This window comes from Nonomuraea sp. NPDC049758, from assembly GCF_040674635.1.
Taxonomy (GTDB): domain Bacteria; phylum Actinomycetota; class Actinomycetes; order Streptosporangiales; family Streptosporangiaceae; genus Nonomuraea.
In genome coordinates, this window is sequence record NZ_JBFAMZ010000033.1 from 1 (window position 1) to 21,390 (window position 21,390).

The 21,390-nt window shown below is 72.4% G+C and carries 19 protein-coding genes; 15 read left to right on the forward strand and 4 right to left on the reverse strand.

The window, feature by feature from the left end:
* The coding region (locus AB0J46_RS47255; protein ID WP_364342517.1) for a GAF domain-containing protein at positions 1-1,166 on the forward strand (1,166 nt) is incomplete at its 5' end.
* 156 nt (positions 1,167-1,322) lie between these two features.
* Positions 1,323-2,546 (forward strand): MFS transporter, encoded by a 1,224-nt coding sequence (locus AB0J46_RS47260; RefSeq protein ID WP_364342520.1) that lies wholly within the window; start codon positions 1,323-1,325, stop codon positions 2,544-2,546.
* A gap of 86 nt (positions 2,547-2,632) precedes the next feature.
* Here the strand turns inward: AB0J46_RS47260 and AB0J46_RS47265 are convergent, their stop codons facing one another.
* Both AB0J46_RS47265 and AB0J46_RS47270 read right to left on the reverse strand, forming a co-directional pair.
* The gene (locus AB0J46_RS47265; RefSeq protein WP_364342523.1) at positions 2,633-3,040 is read right to left on the reverse strand and encodes a pyridoxamine 5'-phosphate oxidase family protein; all 408 of its coding nucleotides are present in this window, start codon (positions 3,038-3,040) and stop codon (positions 2,633-2,635) included.
* A gap of 64 nt (positions 3,041-3,104) precedes the next feature.
* A complete protein-coding gene (locus tag AB0J46_RS47270) occupies positions 3,105-3,746 on the reverse strand; it encodes a response regulator transcription factor (protein WP_352351499.1) in 642 nt (213 codons plus the stop codon).
* Between the two features lie 187 nt (positions 3,747-3,933).
* Here AB0J46_RS47270 and AB0J46_RS47275 point away from each other — a divergent pair, with 187 nt between their 5' ends.
* The 6 genes from AB0J46_RS47275 to AB0J46_RS47300 are packed head-to-tail and all read left to right on the forward strand — an operon-like array spanning position 3,934 to position 11,560.
* Positions 3,934-7,575 (forward strand): nitrate reductase subunit alpha, encoded by a 3,642-nt coding sequence (locus AB0J46_RS47275; RefSeq protein WP_364342687.1) that lies wholly within the window; start codon positions 3,934-3,936, stop codon positions 7,573-7,575.
* Positions 7,575-9,125 (forward strand): nitrate reductase subunit beta, encoded by a 1,551-nt coding sequence (narH, locus tag AB0J46_RS47280; RefSeq protein WP_364342527.1) that lies wholly within the window; start codon positions 7,575-7,577, stop codon positions 9,123-9,125. The genes AB0J46_RS47275 and narH overlap by 1 nt, the downstream gene beginning before the upstream one ends.
* Entirely contained in the window at positions 9,122-9,784 is a 663-nt protein-coding gene (gene narJ, locus AB0J46_RS47285) for a nitrate reductase molybdenum cofactor assembly chaperone (protein ID WP_358301483.1), read from the forward strand. Before narH ends, narJ begins: the two co-directional genes overlap by 4 nt.
* Positions 9,781-10,467 (forward strand): respiratory nitrate reductase subunit gamma, encoded by a 687-nt coding sequence (gene narI, locus AB0J46_RS47290; protein ID WP_364342530.1) that lies wholly within the window; start codon positions 9,781-9,783, stop codon positions 10,465-10,467. The genes narJ and narI overlap by 4 nt, the downstream gene beginning before the upstream one ends.
* A gap of 30 nt (positions 10,468-10,497) precedes the next feature.
* Complete coding sequence (locus AB0J46_RS47295) at positions 10,498-10,722, forward strand: hypothetical protein (RefSeq protein ID WP_364342533.1); 225 nt, start codon at positions 10,498-10,500, stop codon at positions 10,720-10,722.
* Between the two features lie 31 nt (positions 10,723-10,753).
* Entirely contained in the window at positions 10,754-11,560 is an 807-nt protein-coding gene (locus tag AB0J46_RS47300) for a universal stress protein (RefSeq protein ID WP_364342536.1), read from the forward strand.
* A 15-nt stretch (positions 11,561-11,575) separates the two neighbouring features.
* Here AB0J46_RS47300 and AB0J46_RS47305 read toward each other — a convergent pair whose 3' ends face one another.
* A complete protein-coding gene (locus tag AB0J46_RS47305) occupies positions 11,576-12,223 on the reverse strand; it encodes a pyridoxamine 5'-phosphate oxidase family protein (protein ID WP_364342539.1) in 648 nt (215 codons plus the stop codon).
* 156 nt (positions 12,224-12,379) lie between these two features.
* Between AB0J46_RS47305 and AB0J46_RS47310 the strand changes: the two genes are divergently transcribed.
* On the forward strand, positions 12,380-13,753 hold the full coding sequence (locus tag AB0J46_RS47310) for a cytochrome ubiquinol oxidase subunit I (RefSeq protein WP_352326394.1): 1,374 nt from the start codon (positions 12,380-12,382) through the stop codon (positions 13,751-13,753).
* Positions 13,754-13,760: 7 nt separating this feature from the next.
* Entirely contained in the window at positions 13,761-14,732 is a 972-nt protein-coding gene (gene cydB, locus AB0J46_RS47315) for a cytochrome d ubiquinol oxidase subunit II (RefSeq protein WP_364342542.1), read from the forward strand.
* A 30-nt stretch (positions 14,733-14,762) separates the two neighbouring features.
* Here the strand turns inward: cydB and AB0J46_RS47320 are convergent, their stop codons facing one another.
* Complete coding sequence (locus tag AB0J46_RS47320; protein WP_364342545.1) at positions 14,763-15,638, reverse strand: SGNH/GDSL hydrolase family protein; 876 nt, start codon at positions 15,636-15,638, stop codon at positions 14,763-14,765.
* 267 nt (positions 15,639-15,905) lie between these two features.
* Here AB0J46_RS47320 and AB0J46_RS47325 point away from each other — a divergent pair, with 267 nt between their 5' ends.
* The 5 genes from AB0J46_RS47325 to AB0J46_RS47345 all read left to right on the forward strand — a co-directional run bounded on the left by AB0J46_RS47325 (position 15,906) and on the right by AB0J46_RS47345 (position 21,375).
* Positions 15,906-16,973 carry a LacI family DNA-binding transcriptional regulator gene (locus AB0J46_RS47325; RefSeq protein ID WP_364342548.1) on the forward strand — a complete coding sequence of 356 codons (1,068 nt, stop codon included), beginning with the start codon at positions 15,906-15,908 and terminating at the stop codon, positions 16,971-16,973.
* Between the two features lie 108 nt (positions 16,974-17,081).
* Positions 17,082-18,344: an extracellular solute-binding protein gene (locus AB0J46_RS47330; RefSeq protein ID WP_364342551.1), complete on the forward strand. Its 1,263-nt coding sequence runs from the start codon at positions 17,082-17,084 to the stop codon at positions 18,342-18,344.
* 3 nt (positions 18,345-18,347) lie between these two features.
* The gene (locus AB0J46_RS47335; RefSeq protein WP_364342554.1) at positions 18,348-19,310 is read left to right on the forward strand and encodes a sugar ABC transporter permease; all 963 of its coding nucleotides are present in this window, start codon (positions 18,348-18,350) and stop codon (positions 19,308-19,310) included.
* Positions 19,307-20,137 (forward strand): carbohydrate ABC transporter permease, encoded by an 831-nt coding sequence (locus AB0J46_RS47340; protein WP_364342558.1) that lies wholly within the window; start codon positions 19,307-19,309, stop codon positions 20,135-20,137. Before AB0J46_RS47335 ends, AB0J46_RS47340 begins: the two co-directional genes overlap by 4 nt.
* 32 nt (positions 20,138-20,169) lie before the next feature.
* Positions 20,170-21,375 (forward strand): family 1 glycosylhydrolase, encoded by a 1,206-nt coding sequence (locus tag AB0J46_RS47345; protein WP_364342561.1) that lies wholly within the window; start codon positions 20,170-20,172, stop codon positions 21,373-21,375.
* The last annotated feature ends 15 nt before the right edge of the window (positions 21,376-21,390 follow it).

Here is a 21,390-nt window from a genome sequence, read left to right on the forward strand (position 1 = left end):
TCGCGCTGGCCACCGCCGCCGGCGTCGCCGTGGAGAACGCCCGCCTGTACGAGGAGTCGCGCCGGCGCGAGACCTGGCTGCAGGCGTCCTCGGAGATCACCACCAGTCTGCTGTCCGGCGCCGGCTCCCGCGAGGTGCTCACCACCATGGCGGCGCGGGCCCGCCAGATGACCGACGCCGACCTGGTCCAGGTGCTGCTGCCCGACCCCTCGGGCGGCACGCTGACCGTTGACGTGGCCGAGGGCGAGGGCGCCGACGAGCTGCTGGGGATGGCGTTCGACGTCTCGGCGACCCTGGCGGGGGAGGTGTTCACGCACGCCGAGCCCAGGTCCGAACGCGACCTGCCGGGCGCGCCCTACCCCGACTCGCCGCTGCGGCGGCTGGGCTACGGCCCCGGCCTTATGGTGCCGCTGGGCGCCGCCCCCCGCGTGCGCGGCGTGCTCATGCTGGCCAAGCGCGGCGGGCGGCTGCCGTTCAGCGGGGCCGACCAGCAGATGCTGGAGTCGTTCGCGGGGCAGGCGGCGATCGCGCTGGAGCTGGCCGAGGCCCGCCGCGACGCCGAACGGCTCGGCCTGCTGGAGGACCGCGACCGCATCGCCAAGGACCTGCACGACGTCGTCATCCAGCGGCTGTTCGCCACGGCCATGACGCTGATGAGCACCGTCCGGCTGGTCGAGCGGCCGGAGGCGGGCAAACGGCTCCAGCACGCCATCGACGAGCTGGACGAGACCATCCGCCAGATCCGCTCGTCCATCTTCGCCCTCCAGGCCCCCCGGGAGGACGCCGCGCCGAGCCTGCGCACGAAGATCGTCGACCTGGTGGAGGGGGCGGGCGCGCACCTGGGGTTCATGCCCGGCCTGCGCATGGAGGGCCAGATCGACACCCTGGTGCCCGACCAGGTGGCCGGGCACCTGCTCGCCGTCCTGCGCGAGGCGCTGTCCAACGTGGTGCGCCACTCCCACGCCACCCGGGCCGAGGTCTCCATCGAGGTCGCCGGCGGCCGGCTCACCCTCCTCGTCGGCGACAACGGCGTCGGAGTGGGCGACGGCGGGCGGCGCAGCGGCCTGCGCAACATCGAGGAACGGGCCGCCGACCTCGGCGGGGCCGCCGAGCTGGAGACGCCGGAGGAGGGCGGCACCCGCCTGCGCTGGCACGTCCCGCTGTGACGGCCGCCCCGGCCCCTCGCGCGTCCTAAGTCCCGGGAGGTCGGGACCTTCGTCCATACCCCGCGTCATGCCCGCTGAGCTGTGATGGGACGGCAAAGCCAGGTGATCGCGGCCATCCAGGCCGCCCCACCTCCGCATGAACCACGTGAGGAAGACATGACGAACGCACCGGCCACCACCCCCGGCCGCAGCCCGGCGTTGATGCTCACCCTGGCGACCCTGGGCTTCGCGGTGAACTTCTGGGCCTGGGCCCTGCTCAGTCCGCTCGGGCCGCGTTTCAAGGAGCTGCTCGGGCTGTCGGCCGGGCAGCAGGCGCTGCTGGTGGCCGTCCCGGTGATCGTGGGGTCGCTGGGCCGCATCCCGGTCGGCGCGCTCACCGACAGGTTCGGCGGGCGGGTGATGTTTCCGCTGGTCTCGGCGGCCACCATCGTCCCCGTCCTGTTCATCGGCCTGTTCGGGCAGACGTCCATGGTCTCGCTGCTGATCGGCGGGTTCTTCCTCGGCGTCGGCGGCACCGTGTTCGCCGTCGGGGTGCCGTTCGTCAACGCCTGGTTCCCGCCGAACCGGCGCGGCCTGGCCGTCGGGATCTTCGGCGCCGGGATGGGCGGCACCGCGATCAGCGCGCTGACCACCGTCCCGCTGGTCCGCGCCGGCGGCGCCGCGGTGCCGTTCCTCATCACCGCCGTCGTGCTGGCCGCGTACGCGGTCGTGGCGTGGCTGGTGCTGCGCGACGCGCCCGGCCGTGCCGTCGTCACCCAGCCGCTCGGTGCCCGCATGGCCGCCGCGCTCAGGCTGCCGATCACCTGGCAGGCGTGCGTGCTGTACGCGGTCGCCTTCGGCGGTTACGTCGCCTTCTCGGTCTACCTGCCCGCCTACCTGCAGACCGGCTACGGGCTGGAGCAGGCCGACGCCGCCAACCGGATGGCGGGGTTCGTCGTGCTGGCCGTGCTGGCCCGGCCGATCGGCGGCTGGCTGTCGGACCGCGTCGGCCCGGTGCCCGTGCTGACCGGCGTGTTCGTCGTCACCGCCGGCACGGCGGCCGTGCAGGCGCTCACCCCCGGCCTCATGCCGGTCGGCACGATCGCGTTCCTGACCATGGCCGCCGCGCTCGGCGCCGGCAGCGGCGCCACGTTCGCGCTGGTCGCGCAGGTCGCCCCGGCCGACAAGGTCGGCACGGTCACCGGCCTGGTCGGCGCCGCCGGCGGGCTCGGCGGGTTCGTCCCGCCGCTGGTGATGGGCTTCCTGTACGGCCGGCTCGGCTCGTACGGCCTCGGCCTGGCCCTGCTGGCGGTCACCGCCGTGGTGACGCTGGCCCTGACGGTGACCGCGGTCCGCGCGCTGGCCGCCCGCCGCGTGGCCGGCCCGGCCGGCTCGCGCTGACCGCCACCCACACAAAGGCGCTGACCACACTCCACGAAAAGGCGGGGCCCGGCCGTCCGGCCGGGCCCCGCGCATTTGGCGGTACGTCAGTCGGCGATCCGGCGGCCGGACAGCTGCTCGGCGTCGACCACGATGTAGTGGTCGCGGCTGCCCGGAGCCCACGGGGACAGGGGCAGCGCGGCGAGCCGGGCCGTCTCGGCCGGGTCGGTCACCGCCCGCGCGTGCCCGACCGCCGTCACCGACCAGCCGGTGCGCATCGCGGGATCGAACTCGTCGGCCTCGAACGCCACCACGGCGTGCCGGGTGGCCGCGGCCAGCTTCGACCCGATCGAGGTGCGGATGACGACGCGCTCGCCGTCGAGGCAGAAGTTGACCGGCTGCACGGCCGGCAGGGCGCGATCGGTGAAGACGATCCGCCCGATCGGCGTGGACGACAGCAGGCGCAGGCACTCCTCACGGGAGAGCACCTGGAGCCCGGACGAGTCGAGTTGCATGCTTCTCAGCCTCCCACCAGGCACGTTCCCGGTGTCAGAGGCGAAAGTCCCGACGCGGGGGCGCTCAGTCGCGACGATCGGCCCGCAACCGCGCCGACAGCGCGGCGGCCTGCGTCCGGCGCTGCATGTTGAGCTTGGCCAGCAGGTTGGACACGTAGTTCTTGACCGTCTTCTCGGCCAGGAACATGCGCTCGCCGATCTGCCGGTTGGTCAGCCCCTCGCCGATCAGGTCGAGGATGTTCCGCTCCTGCTCCGACAGCGCCGCCAGCGGGTCCTGCCGGGCGGCCTGGTCGCGCAGCCGCTGCAACATCGCGGCGGTGGTCTGCGGGTCGAGCAGCGACTGCCCGGAGGCCACCGTGCGCACCGCGCCGACCAGGTCGGAGCCGTGGATCTGCTTGAGCACGTAGCCCGAGGCGCCGGCCATCACCGCGTCGAACAGGGCGTCGTCGTCGGCGAACGAGGTCAGCATGAGGCAGGCCAGCCCGGGCAGCTTCGAGCGCACCTCCCGGCACACGTCGACGCCGTTGCCGTCGGGCAGGCGCACGTCGAGGACCGCGACGTCGGGCTTCAGCGCCGGGATGCGGGCGATCGCCGACTCGGCCGTCCCGGCCTCGCCGATCACCTCGATGTCGTCCTCGGAGCCCAGCAGGGCGGCCACGCCACGCCGCACGACCTCGTGATCGTCGAGAAGGAACACACGAATCATGCCTCCGACGCTACCGCCTCCCGTCACCCGGAAGTAGGGACCAAGGTCCCGGGCGCCGGTCGTGGGCCCATCGGCCGGTACGAAGGGACTTTGGTCCCTGCCGGGAGCGCCTGCCCGCCCACCAGCCTGGATCCATGACCGTTGTGGCAGGGGAAGAGTTGTGAGCGACATAGACGCGATCCCGGGCATGGGGCCGTTGCTGGCGGCCAGGAAGTTCTTCACCAGGGCGGAGGTGTCGGCCGACGGCCGCACCCTGCACCAGATCGATCCCGGCGCCTGGGACCGCTTCTACCGGGACCGGTGGGCGCACGACAAGGTGGTGCGCTCGACGCACGGCGTGAACTGCACGGGCTCGTGCTCCTGGCAGGTGTTCGTCAAGGACGGCCTGATCACGTGGGAGCACCAGGCCACCGACTACCCGTCGGTCGGCCCGGAGTCGCCCGAGTACGAGCCGCGCGGCTGTCCCCGTGGCGCGTCCTTCTCCTGGTACACCTACTCTCCCTCGCGGGTGCGCTACCCGTACGTGCGCGGGGTGCTGCTGGAGATGTGGCGTGAGGCCAAGGCCAGGCTGGGCGACCCCGTGCTGGCGTGGGCGGAGCTGACCGGCGACCCGGAGCGTGCGCGGGCCTACAAGCGGGCCCGCGGCAAGGGCGGGTTCGTCCGGTCGAGCTGGGACGAGGTCCTGGAGCTCATGGCCGCCGCCCACGTGCACACCATCAAGGATCACGGCCCCGACCGGGTGGTGGGCTTCTCGCCGATCCCGGCGATGTCGATGGCCTCGTTCGCGGCCGGCACCCGCTTCCTGTCGATGATCGGCGGCACGCTGCTGTCGTTCTACGACTGGTACGCCGACCTGCCGATCGCCTCGCCGCAGGTGTGGGGCGACCAGACCGACGTGCCCGAGGCGGCCGACTGGTGGAACTCCCGCTACCTGATCATGTGGGGCTCCAACATCCCGGTCACCCGCACCCCGGACGCCCACTTCATGACCGAGGCCCGCTACCAGGGCACCAAGGTCGTCGCGGTCAGCCCGGACTACGCCGACAACGTCAAGTTCGCCGACGACTGGCTCGCGCCGCACCCCGGCACCGACGGCGCCCTGGCCATGGCGATGGGCCACGTGACGCTGACCGAGTTCTTCCGCGACCGCCAGGTGCCCTACTTCACCGACTACGTGCGCAAGTACACCGACCTGCCGTTCCTGGTGACGCTGGAGCCGCGCGGCGACGCGTACGTGCCGCGCCGCTTCCTGACCGCCGCCGACCTGGGCCAGGACAGCGAGAACGCCGAGTTCAAGACCGTCTTCCTGGACGAGACGACCGGCGCGGCGCAGGTGCCGAACGGCTCGCTCGGCCACCGCTGGGGCCAGGAGGGAGAGGGCCGCTGGAACCTCGACCTGGACGGCGCCGTCCCCGCGCTGACCCTGCTCGGCCGGTCCGGGCGCGCGGTCGAGGTGGACCTGCCGCGCTTCGACGAGGGCCCCACCGAGGGCGGCTCGGTCATGCGCCGCGGCGTCCCGGTCACCGAGATGGCCGGCAAGCTCGTCACGACGGTGTTCGACCTGCTCATGGCCCAGTACGGCGTGGCCCGCGACCTGCCCGGCGAATGGCCGGCGAGCTACGAGGACGCCACGCAGCCCTACACCCCGGCCTGGGCGGAGGAGATCACCTCGGTGCCGGCCGCCACGATCGCCAGGATCGCCCGCGAGTTCGCCCGCAACGCCGAGCGCACCCAGGGCCGGTCGATGATCGCGATGGGCGCCGGCACCAACCACTGGTTCCACTCCGACCAGATCTACCGCTCGTTCCTGACGCTGGTGCTGCTGACCGGCTGCCAGGGCGTCAACGGCGGCGGCTGGGCGCACTACGTGGGCCAGGAGAAGGTCCGCCCGGTCACCGGCTTCCAGCACCTGGCCTTCGGCTTCGACTGGCAGCGCCCGACCCGGCACATGGCCGGCACCGCGTTCTGGTACCTGGCCACCGACCAGTGGCGCTACGAGAGCTTCGGGGCCGGCGAGCTGGCCAGCCCGCTGGGCGAGGGCAGGTTCGCGGGCCGCTCGTTCGCCGACTGCAACGCCCAGGCGGCCCGGCTGGGCTGGCTGCCCTCGCACCCGACGTTCGACCGCAACCCGCTCAAGCTCGCCGACGAGGCCGCCGCGCGCGGCGTCCCGGTGGCCGAGCACGTGGTGGACGAGCTGAAGGCCGGGCGGCTGCGCTTCGCCGCCGAGGACCCGGGCGACCCGGCCAACTTCCCGCGGGTGCTGACCGTGTGGCGGGCCAACCTGCTCGGCTCGTCCGGCAAGGGCAACGAGTACTTCCTGCGCCACCTGCTCGGCGCCGACGCCGAGGCGCGCAACGAGGAGACGCCCGAGGGGCTGCGCCCGGCCGAGGTGACCTGGCGGGAGAACGCCGCCGAGGGCAAGCTCGACCTGCTGACGACGATCGACTTCCGGATGACGTCCACGGCGCTGTTCTCCGACGTCGTCCTGCCCGCCGCCACCTGGTACGAGAAGCACGACCTGTCCAGCACCGACATGCACCCGTTCGTGCACGCCTTCAACCCGGCCATCGCCCCGCCCTGGCAGACCAGGTCCGACCACGACGCCTTCCTCGGGCTGGCCGACGCCTTCTCCAAGCTGGCCGCCCGCCACCTGGGCCGGCGCACCGACGTGCTGGCCGTCCCGCTCACCCACGACACCCCGGACGAGCTGGCCCAGCCGGGCGGCCGGGTGCGCGACTGGAAGCACGGCGAGTGCGAGCCCGTCCCCGGCCGGACGATGCCCAAGATCGTCACGGTCGAGCGCGACTACGGCGCCGTCGCCGAGCGCGTCCGCGGGATCGGGCCGCTCTTCGCCGACCTGGGCCTGACCACCAAGGGGATCACCTACCGGGTGGGCCCCGAGCTGGACTACCTGCGCGAGCAGAACGGCGAGACCCCCGAGGGCCACATCTCCCTCGGCACCGCCGACCGGATGTGCGAGGCCATCCTCGCGCTGTCCGGCACCACCAACGGCCGCCTGGCCACCCAGGGCTTCGAGACCATGGAGAAGCGCACCGGGACCAGGCTCGCCGACCTGGCCGCCGAGCACGAGGGCAAGCGCATCACGTTCGCCGACACGCGGTCGAGGCCGCAGCCGGTGATCACCTCGCCCGAGTGGTCGGGCTCGGAGACCGGCGGGCGCCGCTACTCCGCCTTCGTCATCAACGTCGAACGCGACAAACCATGGCACACCCTGACCGGCCGGCAGCAGTTCTTCCTCGACCACGACTGGATCATCGAGCTGGGCGAGCAGCTTCCCGCCTACCGGCCGCCGCTCGACCTGCGCCGCCACCACGGCGACCAGCGCGACGGGCAGGCTGATGGGCAGGGCGCCGAGGTCACCGTCCGGTACCTGACGCCGCACTCGAAGTGGTCGATCCACTCGGAGTACCAGGACAACGCGTACATGCTGGCCCTGTCGCGGGGCGGGCCGACGATCTGGATGAGCGTCGAGGACGCCGCCTCGATCGGGGCCGCCGACAACGACTGGATCGAGGCGTACAACCGCAACGGCGTGGTCGTGGCCAGGGCGGTCGTCTCCCACCGGATGCCGGCCGGGACCGTGTACATGTACCACGCCAAGGACCGCAACGTGAACGTCCCGCTCACCGAGCGGTCGGGCCGGCGCGGCGGCGTGCACAACTCCCTCACCCGGCTGCTGCTCAAGCCCAGCCACCTGATCGGCGGGTACGCGCAGTTCACCTACGCCTTCAACTACTACGGGCCGACCGGCAACCAGCGTGACGAGATCACGGTGATCCGCCGCCGCGGCCAGGAGGTGACCTACTGATGCGCGTCATGGCACAGGTCGCCATGGTGATGAACCTGGACAAGTGCATCGGCTGCCACACCTGTTCCGTCACCTGCAAGCAGACCTGGACGAACCGGGACGGCGTCGAGTACGTCTGGTTCAACAACGTCGAGACCAAGCCCGGCGTCGGCTACCCCAAGCGGTACGAGGACCAGGAACGCTGGCACGGCGGCTGGCAGCTCGACCAGCGCGGCCGGCTCAAGCTGCGCGCGGGCGGCCGGGTCAAGCGGCTGCTCAGCCTGTTCTCCAACCCCGACCTGCCGGACCTGGACGACTACTACGAGCCGGCCACCTACGACTACGACACCCTGCTCAACGCCCCCGCCGGACCGCACGTGCCGGTCATCCGTCCCAAGTCGGCCATCACCGGCAAGGACATGAACATCACGTGGGGCGCCAACTGGGAGGACGACCTCGGCGGCGCCCCCGAGCACGCCCACGGCGACCCCAACCTGGCGGCCATGGCCGAGAAGGTGCGCATGGAGTTCGACCAGACCTTCATGTTCCACCTGCCGCGCATCTGCGAGCACTGCCTCAACCCGGCGTGCGTGGCCGCCTGCCCCTCCGGCGCGATGTACAAGCGGGAGGAGGACGGCATCGTCCTGGTGGACCAGGACCGCTGCCGCGGCTGGCGCATGTGCGTCTCCTCGTGCCCGTACAAGAAGGTGTACGTCAACCACAAGACCGGCAAGGCCGAGAAGTGCACGTTCTGCTTCCCCCGCATCGAGGCGGGACAGCCGACCGTGTGCGCCGAGACCTGCGTGGGCCGGCTGCGCTACATCGGCCTCGTCCTGTACGACGCCGACGCCGTGCTCGCCGCCGCCCGCGTGCCCGACCCGCGCGACCTGCTGGAGGCTCAGCGCAAGGTCTTCCTCGACCCCGACGACCCGCAGGTGGCCGCCGCCGCGCGCGCCTGCGGGATCAGCGAGGACTGGATCGAGGCCGCGCGGCGCTCGCCGATCTACCGGCTGGCCATGCGCTACCGGGTGGCGCTGCCGCTGCACCCGGAGTACCGCACGCTGCCGATGGTCTGGTACATCCCGCCGCTGTCGCCGGTCCTCGACGCCGTGACCGGGGCCGGCGCGGACGCCGACGACCCCGACAACGTCTTCCACGCCATCACCGACCTGCGCATCCCGCTGGAGTACCTGGCCGGGCTGTTCAGCGCCGGGGACACCGAGGTGGTGGCCGGGGTGCTGATGAAGCTGTCGGCGATGCGCGGCTACATGCGGGCCCGCACCCTCGACGGCACCGTGGCCGGGGACCTGCTGGAGTCGGCCGGGATGACGGCGCGGGACATGGAGGAGATGTACCGCCTGCTGGCCGTCGCCAAGTACGAGGAGCGCTACGTGGTGCCCGCCGCCCACCGCGAGGACGCCGCCGCGTTGTCGGCCCAGGCCGCCGGGTGCAGCCTGGACGGCGACGGCGGCCCCGGGATGAGCGAGTTCCACCCGACCGGCGTGACCGGCCGCCGCAGCGACGGACGCCTGGGCCTGAAGCTGTTCACCGGCAAGGGGCCGGCGTCATGAGACTGCTGCCCGCCCCCGACACCGTCGTCGAACGGCCGCAGGACCGCGCCGCGCTGCTCCGGCTGGTCTCGCTGCTGCTGCAGTACCCGGACGCCGGGCTGCTGGCCGCCCGTCCCGAACTGCGCACGGCCGTCGCCGCGCTGCCCGACGGGCATCCGCGCCAGGCGCTGGAGCAGTTCCTGTGGTGGTTCGGCGATCGGCAGCCGATGCCGCTGGCCCGCCACTACGTCGAGACCTTCGACCTGCGCCGCAGGTCCAGCCTCTACCTCACCTACTACCTGCACGGCGACACCCGCCGCCGGGGCATGGCCCTGCTGACGCTCAAGCAGCGCTACCGTGTGGCCGGGCTCACCCCGCCCGAGGGCGAGCTGCCCGACTTCCTGCCGGTGGTGTGCGAGTTCGCCGCGCTGGCCGGGCCGGACGTGGGGGAGGCGCCGCTGCGTCAGCACCGCAAGGGGCTGGAGCTCATCCGCACCGCCCTGCACGAGGCCGGCTCGCCGTACGCGCTCGTGCTGGACGCCCTGTGCGCGGTGCTGCCCGGCATGTCGGAGGCCGAGCGGGCCGCGGTGGCCGACCTCGCCCTGGCCGGCCCGCCCGCCGAGGAGGTCGGCCTGGCCCCGTACGGGCCGCCGCTGAACGAGAGTGAGGTACGGCCGTGAGCGTCGTGCTCTGGGCGATCGTCCCCTATGTCGCCTTGACGATCTTCGTCGCCGGGCACGTCTGGCGCTGGCGGGTGGACCAGTTCGGCTGGACCACCCGGACCACGCAGGTGCTGGAGAGCAGGCTGCTGCGGCTCGGCTCGCCGCTGTTCCACCTGGGCGCGTTCGCGGCCATCGGCGGTCACGTGCTCGGCCTGCTCGTCCCCAAGAGCTGGACCGAGGCCGTCGGCGTGGACGAGCACCTCTACCACCTGGTGTCGGTCAGCGCCGGGACCGTGGCCGGGGTCATGGTCGTCGCGGGCCTGACGCTGCTGCTGGCCCGGCGCCTGGCCAGCCCGCGGGTGCGGCGCACCACGACCCGCGCCGACAAGGTGCTGTTCACCGTGCTGGCCGTGGTGATCGTGCTCGGCATGGCCGCGACCGTGGGCAGCAACCTGCTCGGCGGCGGTTACGACTACCGGGCCACGATCGCCGTCTGGTTCCGGGGCGTGCTGACCTTCCGTCCCGACCCGCGGCTGATGGCCGACGTGCCGCTGCTGTTCCAGCTGCACGCGATGTCGGCCTGGCTGCTGGCGGCGATCTGGCCGTTCACCCGGCTGGTGCACGTGTGGTCGGCGCCGGTGGCGTACCTGTGGCGGCCCTACGTCGTCTACCGGCGACGTGTGCCCGTCCGGCCCCGCTGACCGGCGCCCGCCGAGGGGAGGGGCACGCGGATGAGCGTCGCCAGGGTGGCGGTGGCGCTGCTGGCCGCCGCCGGCGCGGCGCTGGTGGCGGCCGGCCCGGTCACGGCCGCCCAGGAGAGCACGGAACGCGTCGAGATCCGGCTGGACCGGCGCGGACAGCTGATCAGGCCGGTCGGTGACGTCCCGTGCGCGGACGGCGCGGCGTCGTGCGCGTCGGTCCTTCCGGGGACGACGGCGGCCCGGCCGCGGACCTGAGGGCGCGAGAAGCCCGGGAAGGAGAGGTGTGATGGGCGGTCAGATCGTGGTGGCGGTGGACGGATCCGCGCCCGCGACCGCGGCGGTGGAATGGTCGGCGGCCGATGCCGCGCGGCGCGGGCTGGACCTGCGCATCGTGCACGTGCGCCGGCCCGGCGGGACGGACGACCCCGCCCGCGCGCTGGAGGCCGCCGCCCTGGCCGGGCAGGCCGAGCGGGTCGGTGTGACGACGGAGGTGATCGCCGGGAACGTCGTGGACACCCTGGTCGCGGAGTCGCTCGCGGCCGACAGCCTGGTGCTGGGCGCGCGCGGGCTCGGCGGGTTCACCGGCATGCTGGCCGGATCGGTGAGCGTCGCCGTGGCCGGGCACGCCGCCGGCCCGGTCGTCGTCGCCCGGACACCGCCGCAGGGGCGGCACGACCGGGTGGTGGTGGGCTTCGACGGCTCCGGGCACGCGCGCACGGCCATGGAGTACGCCGTCGAGCAGGCCAGGGCGCGCCGGGCGCGGCTGCACGTGGTCTCGGCCTGGCAGATCCCGGTCTCCTCGCCGTACGCCGCCGCCTACGGCAGCCTCATCGAGGTCATGCAGGACGCCGACCGCCAGGCGCACGGGCACGTCGTCCCGTGGCGGCAGGCCAACCCCGACCTGGTCATCACCGAGGAACAGCCGTGCGAGCACCCGGTCTCCGCCCTGGTCCGGGCCGCCGGGACGGCCGACCTGGTGGTGGTGGGCTCGCGCGGGCTCGGCGGCTTCGCCTCGGCCGTGCTGGGCTCGGTCGGCCACGGGGTGCTGCATCACGCGGCCTGCCCGGTGGCGGTCGTCCGGCCCCGCTTCTAGCTCCCGGCCCGGCCCTCACATGGAGTGGATGCGGCGGCCGGTGACGTGGTGGGGGACGATCCGGATGTGCAGCCGCCGGTCGCCGCCCGCCCACGGGGTGACGTCCGACCCGGCCTGCTCGTCGGGGGTCACGTGGTGGGCGGGCCCCTGAACGAGCACGCTCCACCCCTGCCGCCGGGCCTCGTCGATCCGGTCCACCTCGAAGCCCACCATGACCTCGACGCCCTCCAGGCCGGTCCGCAGATCCTGGTCGAGCGGGCCGCCCGCGGCGGTGCGGAAGACGATGGCGCCGTCGTGCACGCGGAAGTTGACGGGCAGCACCGTCGGCCCGTGCGAGCCGTTGAACGCGATCCGGCCGATGCCGCCGGGCGCGATCAGGCGCAGGCACTCCTCGCGGTCGAGGACCTCCAGGACGGGCTCGGCCATCGCGGGCCCGACGCCCGGCGGACGGTCGCGCCCGCCGCCCAGCAGGTCCTGGCCGGTGGTCCCGAGCGCGTCGGCCAGGCGGTTCAGGGTTCCCCGGTCCGGGATGTCCACGTGCTCCTCCATGTACCGGAGGTAGCCGGCGGACATCTCCGCCCGCTCCGCCACCTGCTCGACGGTGAGCCCCAGCCGCTGCCGGTGGTACTGGATGCGGTGGCCGAAGTCGCCGGTCGCTGTCACTGTCTCCTCCTGCCTCTGCGTCCCCATGCGGGGTGACGCTGTCCAGGCACTCCGTACCCCGGACAGGGTCCTTCGCCCCTTCATGGGACCAACGTCCCTCGGCCCCGGGACGCACGGCCCTACGGCGCGGCGGCCGGGAGGAGGAGCCTGGCCTGCATGGATGTCCTGGATCTCTCCCGGTGGCAGTTCGGCATCACGACCGTCTACCACTTCCTCTTCGTGCCGCTCACGATCGGCCTGTCGATCATCGTGGCCGGTCTGCAGACGGCGTGGCACCGGACGAAGAAGCCGGAGTACCTGCGGCTGACCCGGTTCTGGGGCCGGCTGTTCCTGATCAACTTCGCCATGGGCGTGGTGACGGGCATCGTGCAGGAGTTCCAGTTCGGGATGAACTGGAGTGACTACTCCCGCTTCGTCGGCGACGTGTTCGGGGCGCCCCTGGCCATGGAAGGGCTGATGGCCTTCTTCCTGGAGTCCACCTTCCTCGGCCTGTGGATCTTCGGCTGGGACCGGCTCTCGCCCCGGCTGCACCTGGCCACGATCTGGCTGGCCGCCATCGGCACCAACATCTCGGCCTACTTCATCCTGGCGGCCAACTCCTGGATGCAGCACCCCGTCGGCTACCGGATCAACAACGGCCGCGCCGAGCTGACCGACATCTGGGCCGTCCTGACCAACTCGACCACGCTGGTCACTTTCCCGCACGTCCTGTTCGGCGCGTTCCTGACCGCGGCCGCGTTCGTGCTGGGCGTCAGCGCCTGGTTCCTGCTGCGCAAGCGGGACGTCTCCCTCTTCCGCACCTCGGCCCGGCTGGCGCTGGCCGTCAGCCTGGTCTCGGCGGTCGGGGTGTCGTTCTCCGGCCACTGGCAGGCCCAGATCATGACCGAGCAGCAGCCGATGAAGATGGCCGCCGCCGAGGCCCTGTGGGAGGACGAGACCTCCGCCGGCTTCTCCCTGTTCGCCATCGGCGACGTCGAGAACGGCCGCAACCACGTCAACCTGCAGATCCCCTACGGCCTGAGCCTGCTGTCCACCAACACCCTGGACGGCGAGGTCGAGGGCATCAACGACATCCAGGCCCGCTACCAGGCCCTGTACGGCCCCGGCGACTACCGGCCGATCGTCGGCCTGGCCTACTGGTCCTTCCGGCTGATGATCGGGTTCGGCATGCTGTCGGCGCTGCTCGCCCTGGCCGGGCTCTGGCTGACCAGGCGCGGCCGGCTGCCCGCGGGCCGCTGGGCCTACCGGCTGGCCATCGCCGGGATCGGCCTGCCGTTCCTGGCCAACAGCATGGGCTGGATCTTCACCGAGATGGGCCGCCAGCCGTGGACCGTCTTCGGGCTGATGCGCACCGCCTACGCCGTCTCGCCGACGGCGGACGTCCCCTCGGTGGCCATCACGCTGGTCGGCTTCACGCTGGCCTACGCCGTGCTCGCGATCATCGAGATCCGGCTGCTGGTCAAGTTCATCCGGATCGGGCCGAACGAGCAGGACGAGCCCGAGACCGCCGTCCCCGCGCTGAGCTACTGAGGAAATCATGGAAAACGTCTGGTTCGTCCTGATCGCCGTGCTGTGGACCGGCTACTTCCTGCTGGAGGGCTTCGACTTCGGCGTCGGCATCCTGATGCCCGTCCTGAGCCGCGAGGAGGCCGACCGGCGGGCCGTCCTGAAGACGATCGGCCCGGTGTGGGACGGCAACGAGGTGTGGCTGCTGGTGGCCGGCGGCGCGACCTTCGCCGCCTTCCCCGAGTGGTACGCCACCCTGTTCAGCGGCTTCTACCTGCCGCTGTTCCTCATCCTGCTGGCGCTCATCGCCCGCGGCGTGGCCCTGGAGTACCGCAGCAAGAGCGACAGCACGCGCGGCTGGGACCGGGCGCTGTTCTGGGGCTCGCTCGTCCCGGCCTTCCTGTGGGGGGTGGCGTTCGCCAACATCGTGCGCGGTGTGCCGCTGAACGCCGAGCACGAGTACACCGGCACGCTGCTGACCCTGCTCAACCCGTTCGCGCTGCTCGGCGGCCTGGCCACGCTGCTGCTGTTCACCCTGCACGGCGCGGTCTTCCTGGCCCTGCGCACCACCGGCGACCTGCGCCTGGCCGCCGGCCGGATGGCCAAGAGCATCTCCCCGGCGGCGTTCCTGGTCGTGATGGCGTTCCTGCTGCTCTCGGACGGCGGCGGCGGCGCGCTGCGGTGGGCCGCCGTGGCGCTGGTCGCCCTCGGCCTGGCCGGCGCGGTGGCCGCGACCGTGCGCGGCCGCGACGGCTGGGCCTTCACCGCCAGCGCGGTCGCCGTGGTCGCCCTGGTGGCGGCGATCTTCACCGGCCTGTTCCCGAACGTCATGCCCGCCCTGGACCCGGCCAACAGCCTCACCGTGACCAACGCGGCCTCCAGCCCGTACACGCTGACGGTGATGACCTGGGTCGCGGCCGTCTTCACGCCTCTGGTGCTGGCCTACCAGGCGTGGACGTACTGGGTGTTCCGCCGCCGCCTCACCGGCGCCGCCCGAACCTGACGGCCATCGCGATCGGCGGCGGCGGCGCCGTCACCGCCGGGCGGCGTCCACCGCGCTCAGCACGGCGGTGGACATGGCCTGGTGGCCCGAGGCGTTCGGGTGCAGGCCCGCCGAGTCCACGCCCTCCATCGGCTCCATCCACCGCACGCCGAGGGGCTTGCACAGGTCGTGGCCCACCGAGCCGGTGTAGGTGTCGACGAATCGGGCGCCGCCCGCCGCGGCGCGCTCGGCGAGCATGGTGTTGAGGCGCTTCTCCACGTCCCGCAGCCAGGGGGCGTCGCCCTTGGCGATGGGGACGGTCGCATAGCAGTTGCTCCCGTCGTCCGGCATGATGACCGGATAGCCGACGACGAGGACGTCCGCGCCGGGGGAGCGCCGCCTGATCTCCTGGAGCACGGCGTCGATCCTGTCGCCGGTGGCGGCGACGCGCCCGGCGAGCTGGTCGATGCCGGCCAGGGTGTAGCCGGCCTTGCACGGCGAGCCGCCGGGATTGAGCTTGCCGAGGATGACGCAGCGGCCGATGATGCTGCTGACGTTGATGTCGTTGCCGCCGACCCCCAGGGTGACCAGGTCCGTCTCCGGGCGGAGCGCGTCCAGCTGGGGCGGGGCCGCGCCCTGCGCGCCGGTCATGTTCGCCGTGGTCGCGCCGGCGCAGCTGACGTCCGTGAAGGCGGCGACGGTCCGCGCGGCCGCGGTCAGGGTCGGGTAGTTGCGGTCGGAACGGCCGCAGTCGGCGTCCGTCTGATTCGGGATTCCCGGGCCCGCGGTGTAGGAGTCGCCGAGGGCCACATAGTGGCCGACGGCGGTGTCGCGGGCGGAGGCGTGCGCGGCCGGCGTCGCGAGGAGCGAAGAGAGGGCCGCCGTGACGGCCGCCGCTGAGAGTGTCAGGGACTTCTTCCCGAACATGGGCACCTTCTCTGGAGGGGGGTGAGGGCAGGGGCCGGCGCGGCGGCGGAGGTGAACACCGCGCACGCAGGGCGAACCCGCGGCGCGCAGCCATTTCCTACCAGGTGGTTAGTTTTGCTCGGGCGCGGGCGTCCCGTCAAGATCCCGGTCGCCTCCGGTACGCGTACGAGCGTGGTGATCATCGGCCGGGCGCGGCGCGTAGGGTGGTGACCTGAAGCGGATACGATCCGTTCGCAGGCGACGCCGGGAAGGGCGGGTGATGGTCCGGTGGCGCAGAGGGCGACCGTCTACGACGTCGCTGAGCGGGCAGGCGTCTCCATCGCGACGGTCTCGCACACCTTCCGGCAGCCGGAGCGGGTTCGCCCGGCGACGCGCGAGCTGGTCCTGCAGGCCGCGCGGGCCCTCGGCTACGTGCCGAGCGGCAGCGCGCGCGGGCTCGCGAAGGGCCGCTCCCAGGCGCTCGGCCTGTACGCCTTCGACATGTTCCTGCCCGCCGACCTCGGCGCCCAGGATCTCGACGCCATGGTGGCCCGGGAGCTCGACGGCCTCGGCGACGTGCGGCGATTCCCGCTCTACGTCGACGAGATCCAGCGCGGGTTCGAGCTGGAGGCGCAGCGGCTGGGCCGCCCGGTGATGCTCGGGTCCGGGGCCAGCCGCGACTCGCTGGGCAGCTTCGACCTGGCCGGCAGCGTCGACGGCCTGGCGATCTTCCCGGGCGGCGCGGCGCGCGACCTGCTGGAGCACGTGGGCCGCGGCGTGCCCGTGGTGATCTTCAGCAGCCCGCCCATGCACGACCCCCTGCACCACATCACGGTGGCCAACGAGAGCGCCGTGCGCGAGCTCGTCGATCACCTGGTCGAGCGGCACGGCCGCCGGTCTCCCGCGTTCCTCGGCGAGCCGGCCGCGCCCGACATCGCCGCCCGGTTCGCCGGGTTCCAGGCGGCGCTGGCCGCGCACGGGCTGCCGGTCCCCGAGGAACCGTTCGACACCACCGCGCTGGCCCAGGACAGCCTGCGCTCCTTGCGCGCCGCCATCGCGGCCGGCGACGTGCCGGACGCCCTGGTCTGCGCCACCGACCAGCTCGCGCTCACCGTGCTGGACCTGCTGGCCCGGCACGGCATCCGGGTGCCGGACGACGTCGCGATCACCGGCTTCGACGGGATCGTCGCCGGGCGGCTCTCGAACCCGACGCTGACCACGGTCCGCCAGCCGTTCGCCTCGATGGGGCGGCTCGCGGTGCGCATCCTGACCGACACCGCGGCTGGGGTGTCCCACCCCAGGTCGTACGTGCTGCCGACGCGCATGGTGCTCGGCCGCAGCTGCGGCTGCTCCTGACGGAATTTGGTCTCAATTGCGCATTGGGGCTGGATTTCTGGCGAGTTAAGCGCATAAATTCTCAGCCGTTCGGGGGAGGCAACACAGGCCGACAGGAAGGAACTGGCCGTGCGACACAGATCAACAGTGGCGGCCCTGGCCGCGATCGCCGTTGCGGCGGCGCTCACCGCGTGCGGCCGGGCCGACGAGGGCGCCGGACGGGCCCAGCCGTCCTCCAGCGTCGCGGCCAAGGCCGCCGGCGCGATCACGATGTGGGCGATGGGCAACGAGGGCGAGCTCCTGCCCGAGTTCGTGAAGAAGTTCGAGGCCGCCAACCCGGGGGTCAAGGTCGACGTGACCGCCATCCCGTGGGACTCGGCCTACCAGAAGTTCCAGACCGCCATCGCCGCCGGGAACGTTCCAGACCTGGCCATGATGCCCGGCCTGCCGGTGTTCAAGGACGCCTTCGCGCCCGTGCCCGCGGCCATCGGCACGGCGGGCATGTACCCGGGAGCCGTCTCGACGGGAACGATCGGCGGCCGGCTGCTGGAGGTGCCGTGGTACGTCGACGTCCGAGCGCTCTACTACCGGACGGACCTCGCCCGCAAGGCCGGCTGGGACAAGCCCCCCGCCACCTGGGACGAGCTGCGCCGGATGGCGGCCGACCTGCAGCGCAAGGCCGGTGCGAAATGGGGCATCCGGCTGCCCGCGGGCACGACCGGATCGTTCCTGTCCTCGCTCTGGATGCCGTGGTCCAACGGCGCGGAGCTGATGAACGCCGACCAGTCCTCGTGGACCCTCGACACGCCCGAGTTCGCCTCGGCGTACGAGTACCTGGCGTCGTACTTCAAGCAGCGCATCGCCGATCCGAACGCCGACACGGCGCCCGCCGCCGCGGTGAAGGACTTCCTGACGGGCACGACGCCGATGCTCGTCGCCGGCCCCTTCCTGCGCGGCGCCATCTCCCAGGCCGGCGGGGACGCGTTCGCGGGCAAGTACGCGACCGCGCCGCTTCCGGCGGGGAAGAGCTCGACCTCGTTCGTCGGCGGCGCGAACCTCGTGGTCTTCAAGGCCGCCAAGAACCCCGATTCCGCCTGGAAGCTCGTCCAGTGGCTCAGCGAGCCGCAGACCCAGGCGGCCTGGTACAAGGTCAGCGGCGACCTGCCGGCGACCCAGAGCGCGTGGCAGGATCCGGCGCTGCTCGCCGACCCGACGCTCGCCGCGTTCGCCGAGCAGCTCAAGACGGCCAAGGCGCCGCCGCAGCTCGTCGCCTTCGACAAGGTCGGCGCGGCGGGCGACTCCGCGATCGAGCAGATCATCAAGGGCGGCCGCCCGGTGGCGGACACGCTGCGCAAGCTCCAGCAGCAGGCCGACGGCATCGGGGTGTCCTGAGCGGTGTCGAACCCCATGTCGCCCACCGCCCCCGGACGGGCGCGCGCCTCCCGTGACGTGCGCGCCCGCCGGGCCGGGGGAGCCAACTCCGAACGCCGGCGCCGCCAGACGACGGTCGCCTGGCTGTTCGCCGCGCCGTTCGTCGTCGTCTTCGCGGTGTTCATGGTCCTGCCGATCGCCGGTTCGATCGGCTTCTCCTTCACGGACCTGACCGCGCGGGACATCCAGTCGCCCTTCAACGTGAACTTCGTGGGCCTCCAGCAGTACGCGGACGTCCTCACGGATCCGGAGTTCCAGAACGCCGCCGGGGTGACGGCGCTGTTCGTCCTCGTCGGCATCCCCGCCACGGTGGCGCTCGGGCTGGGGCTGGCGCTGGCGCTCAACTCGGGCGTCCGCCGGCTCAGGCCGGTCTACCGCGTCGCCTTCTACGCGCCGGTGGTCACGAGCGTCGTCGCGGTCTCGGTCATCTGGCGTCACATCCTCGCCCGCGACGGGCTGCTCAACATGGTCCTCGCCCTGGTCGGCGTCGAGGGGCCGGACTGGCTGAACAGCACCACCTGGGCCCTGCCCTCGTTGATCCTGATGGCCGTCTGGCGCAACACCGGGACCCTCATGGTGATCTTCCTGGCCGGGCTGCAGGCCGTCCCGGCCGACGTCGCGGAGGCGGCGGCGATGGACGGCGCCGGGCCCTGGCGCCGCCTGCGCAGCATCACGTTGCCGCTGCTGCGCCCCACGATCCTGCTGGGCTGCGTGCTCATCTCGGTCGGCTACCTGCAGTTCTTCGAGGAGGCGTTCGTGATGACGCAGGGCGGGCCGCTCGGCTCCACGCTGTCCATGACGTACTACACGTTCAACGCCTTCGGTTTCGGCGACTTCGCCAAGGCGTCCGCGGCGAGCTACATCATGTTCGTCGTCATCGCGGCGGTCGGCGTCCTGCAGTTCCGCCTGCTCAGGAGGGCCACATGACCCAGCAGGGACGCCTGACGGCGCGCTCGCTCAGCTATGTGGTGCTGACCGCCGGCGTGGTGGTGTGGCTCGCGCCGTTCGCCTGGATGGTGCTGGGCGCGTTCAAGACGCAGGACGAGATCTTCGCCGACCCCCCGACGTGGTGGCCGCACTCGCCGACCGGCGGGAACTTCGCCCGCTGGCTCACCGAGCTGCACTTCGGCACCTTCTTCGGCAACAGCCTCGTCGTCGCCGTGCTCACCGTGCTCGGCAACCTGCTGTTCTGCTCGATGGTCGGCTACGCGCTGGCCAAGATGGACTTCGCCGGGAAACGCGCCCTGCTCGGCGTCGTGCTGGTGACCATCATGGTGCCCGGCGTGGTGACCTTCGTCCCGCTCTTCGTGATCGTCGCGAAGATGGGCATCCTCGACACGTACGGGGCCCTGGTGCTGCCGTTCCTCACGCAGCCCGTGGGCGTCTTCCTGATGCGCCAGTTCATGCTGGACATCCCCGACTCGCTGCTGGAGGCCGCGCGCATCGACGGCGCCTCCGAGACGAGGATCTTCACCCGGGTCGTGCTGCCGTTGTGCGGCCCCGCGCTGGCCACCCTCGGCATCCTCACCTTCCTCGGCTCGTGGAACAACTTCCTGTGGCCGCTCGTGGCGAGCCAGACCGAGTCGATGTACACGCTGCCGGTCGCGCTCTCGCTCTACTCCACCGGCCAGTACGCGACCGACTACGGCACGCTGCTCGCCGGGGCCGTGCTGATCATCACGCCGATCCTCGCGCTCTTCGTGTCCCTGCAGCGCTACTTCGTGCAGGGCATCGCCACCATGGGCCTCAAATGACCACACCTCCGACACCCAAGACAGGATCGAACATGACGACTTCGCAGCCGCCGGCATTTCCGGACGGTTTCCTGTGGGGCGCGTCGACGGCGGCCCACCAGGTGGAGGGGAACAACGTCGGCAGCGACTTCTGGCAGGCGGAGCACGACGGGAGCCGGGGCCTGCCCGAACGCTCGGGGGACGCCTGCGACAGCTTCCACCGGTGGCCCGAGGACCTGGACATCGCGCGCGACCTCGGTCTCAACGCCTACCGGTTCAGCGTCGAATGGGCCCGCGTGGTCCCCGCCCCCGGTCACCCGTCGGCGGCCATGCTGGACCACTACCGCCGGATCATCGAAGGCTGCGGGCAGCGCGGGCTGACCCCGGTCGTCACGCTCCACCACTTCACCAGCCCCGCATGGCTGAGCGCCGGAGGCGGCTGGACCTCCGGGGAGGCGGTCGCGCACTTCGCCGACTACGTCCGCGCGGTGCTGCCGATCCTCGACGGCGTGCCGTGGGTCTGCACGATCAACGAGCCCAACATGGTCGCCCTGGTGGCCGCGCGCCGCAGGCACGGCGGCGGCGAACCCGTCCCCTCCTTCGTCCCGCCGGACCCCGGCGTGACCGCCGCGCTGGCCCGTGCGCACGAGGAGGCCCGCGACCTGCTCGCCTCCGTGCCCGGACTGCGCTCGGGGTGGACGGTGGCCAACCAGAACGTGCAGGACCACGGCGCCGGACCCGACCGCACCGCCGAGCTGTCGTACCTGGTCGACGACCAGTACATCGACCTGGCGAAGGACGACGACTTCATCGGCGTGCAGGCCTACAGCCGCCTGCGCGCGGGCGGGGACGGCGTCATCGCCCCCGGCCCGGACGACAGGCGCACGATGATGGACTGGGAGTACTACCCCCTCGCGCTGGAGGACGCGGTCCGGCACACCGCCGCCCGGCTCGGCGGATCGACACCGCTGCTGGTGACCGAGAACGGCATCGCGACCGCCGACGACGACGAACGCATCGCGTACACGACGGAGGCCGTGACGGGCCTGGCCCGCGCCATGGCCGACGGCATCGACGTGCGCGGTTACCTGCACTGGTCACTCCTGGACAACTACGAGTGGGGATCGTGGACGCCCACCTTCGGCCTCGTCGCGGTCGACCGGACCACGTTCCGGCGCACGGTCAAAGCCAGCGCCCGCTGGTTCGGACGGCTCGTCCAGGACCCGGCGGCCGTCCTGGGCGGAAAGGCCGCGTCGTGACGGAAACCCTGGAGG

Excerpts from the sequence above, each read along its gene's own strand:
- AB0J46_RS47260 (WP_364342520.1), top strand. The coding sequence starts at position 1,323 with ATGACGAACGCACCGGCCACCACCCCCGGCCGCAGCCCGGCGTTGATG.
- AB0J46_RS47265 (WP_364342523.1), bottom strand. The coding sequence starts at position 3,040 with ATGCAACTCGACTCGTCCGGGCTCCAGGTGCTCTCCCGTGAGGAGTGC.
- AB0J46_RS47270 (WP_352351499.1), bottom strand. The coding sequence starts at position 3,746 with ATGATTCGTGTGTTCCTTCTCGACGATCACGAGGTCGTGCGGCGTGGC.
- AB0J46_RS47275 (WP_364342687.1), top strand. The coding sequence starts at position 3,934 with ATGGGGCCGTTGCTGGCGGCCAGGAAGTTCTTCACCAGGGCGGAGGTG.
- narH (WP_364342527.1), top strand. The coding sequence starts at position 7,575 with ATGCGCGTCATGGCACAGGTCGCCATGGTGATGAACCTGGACAAGTGC.
- narJ (WP_358301483.1), top strand. The coding sequence starts at position 9,122 with ATGAGACTGCTGCCCGCCCCCGACACCGTCGTCGAACGGCCGCAGGAC.
- AB0J46_RS47295 (WP_364342533.1), top strand. The coding sequence starts at position 10,498 with ATGAGCGTCGCCAGGGTGGCGGTGGCGCTGCTGGCCGCCGCCGGCGCG.
- AB0J46_RS47300 (WP_364342536.1), top strand. The coding sequence starts at position 10,754 with ATGGGCGGTCAGATCGTGGTGGCGGTGGACGGATCCGCGCCCGCGACC.
- AB0J46_RS47310 (WP_352326394.1), top strand. The coding sequence starts at position 12,380 with ATGGATGTCCTGGATCTCTCCCGGTGGCAGTTCGGCATCACGACCGTC.
- cydB (WP_364342542.1), top strand. The coding sequence starts at position 13,761 with ATGGAAAACGTCTGGTTCGTCCTGATCGCCGTGCTGTGGACCGGCTAC.
- AB0J46_RS47320 (WP_364342545.1), bottom strand. The coding sequence starts at position 15,638 with ATGTTCGGGAAGAAGTCCCTGACACTCTCAGCGGCGGCCGTCACGGCG.
- AB0J46_RS47340 (WP_364342558.1), top strand. The coding sequence starts at position 19,307 with ATGACCCAGCAGGGACGCCTGACGGCGCGCTCGCTCAGCTATGTGGTG.
- AB0J46_RS47345 (WP_364342561.1), top strand. The coding sequence starts at position 20,170 with ATGACGACTTCGCAGCCGCCGGCATTTCCGGACGGTTTCCTGTGGGGC.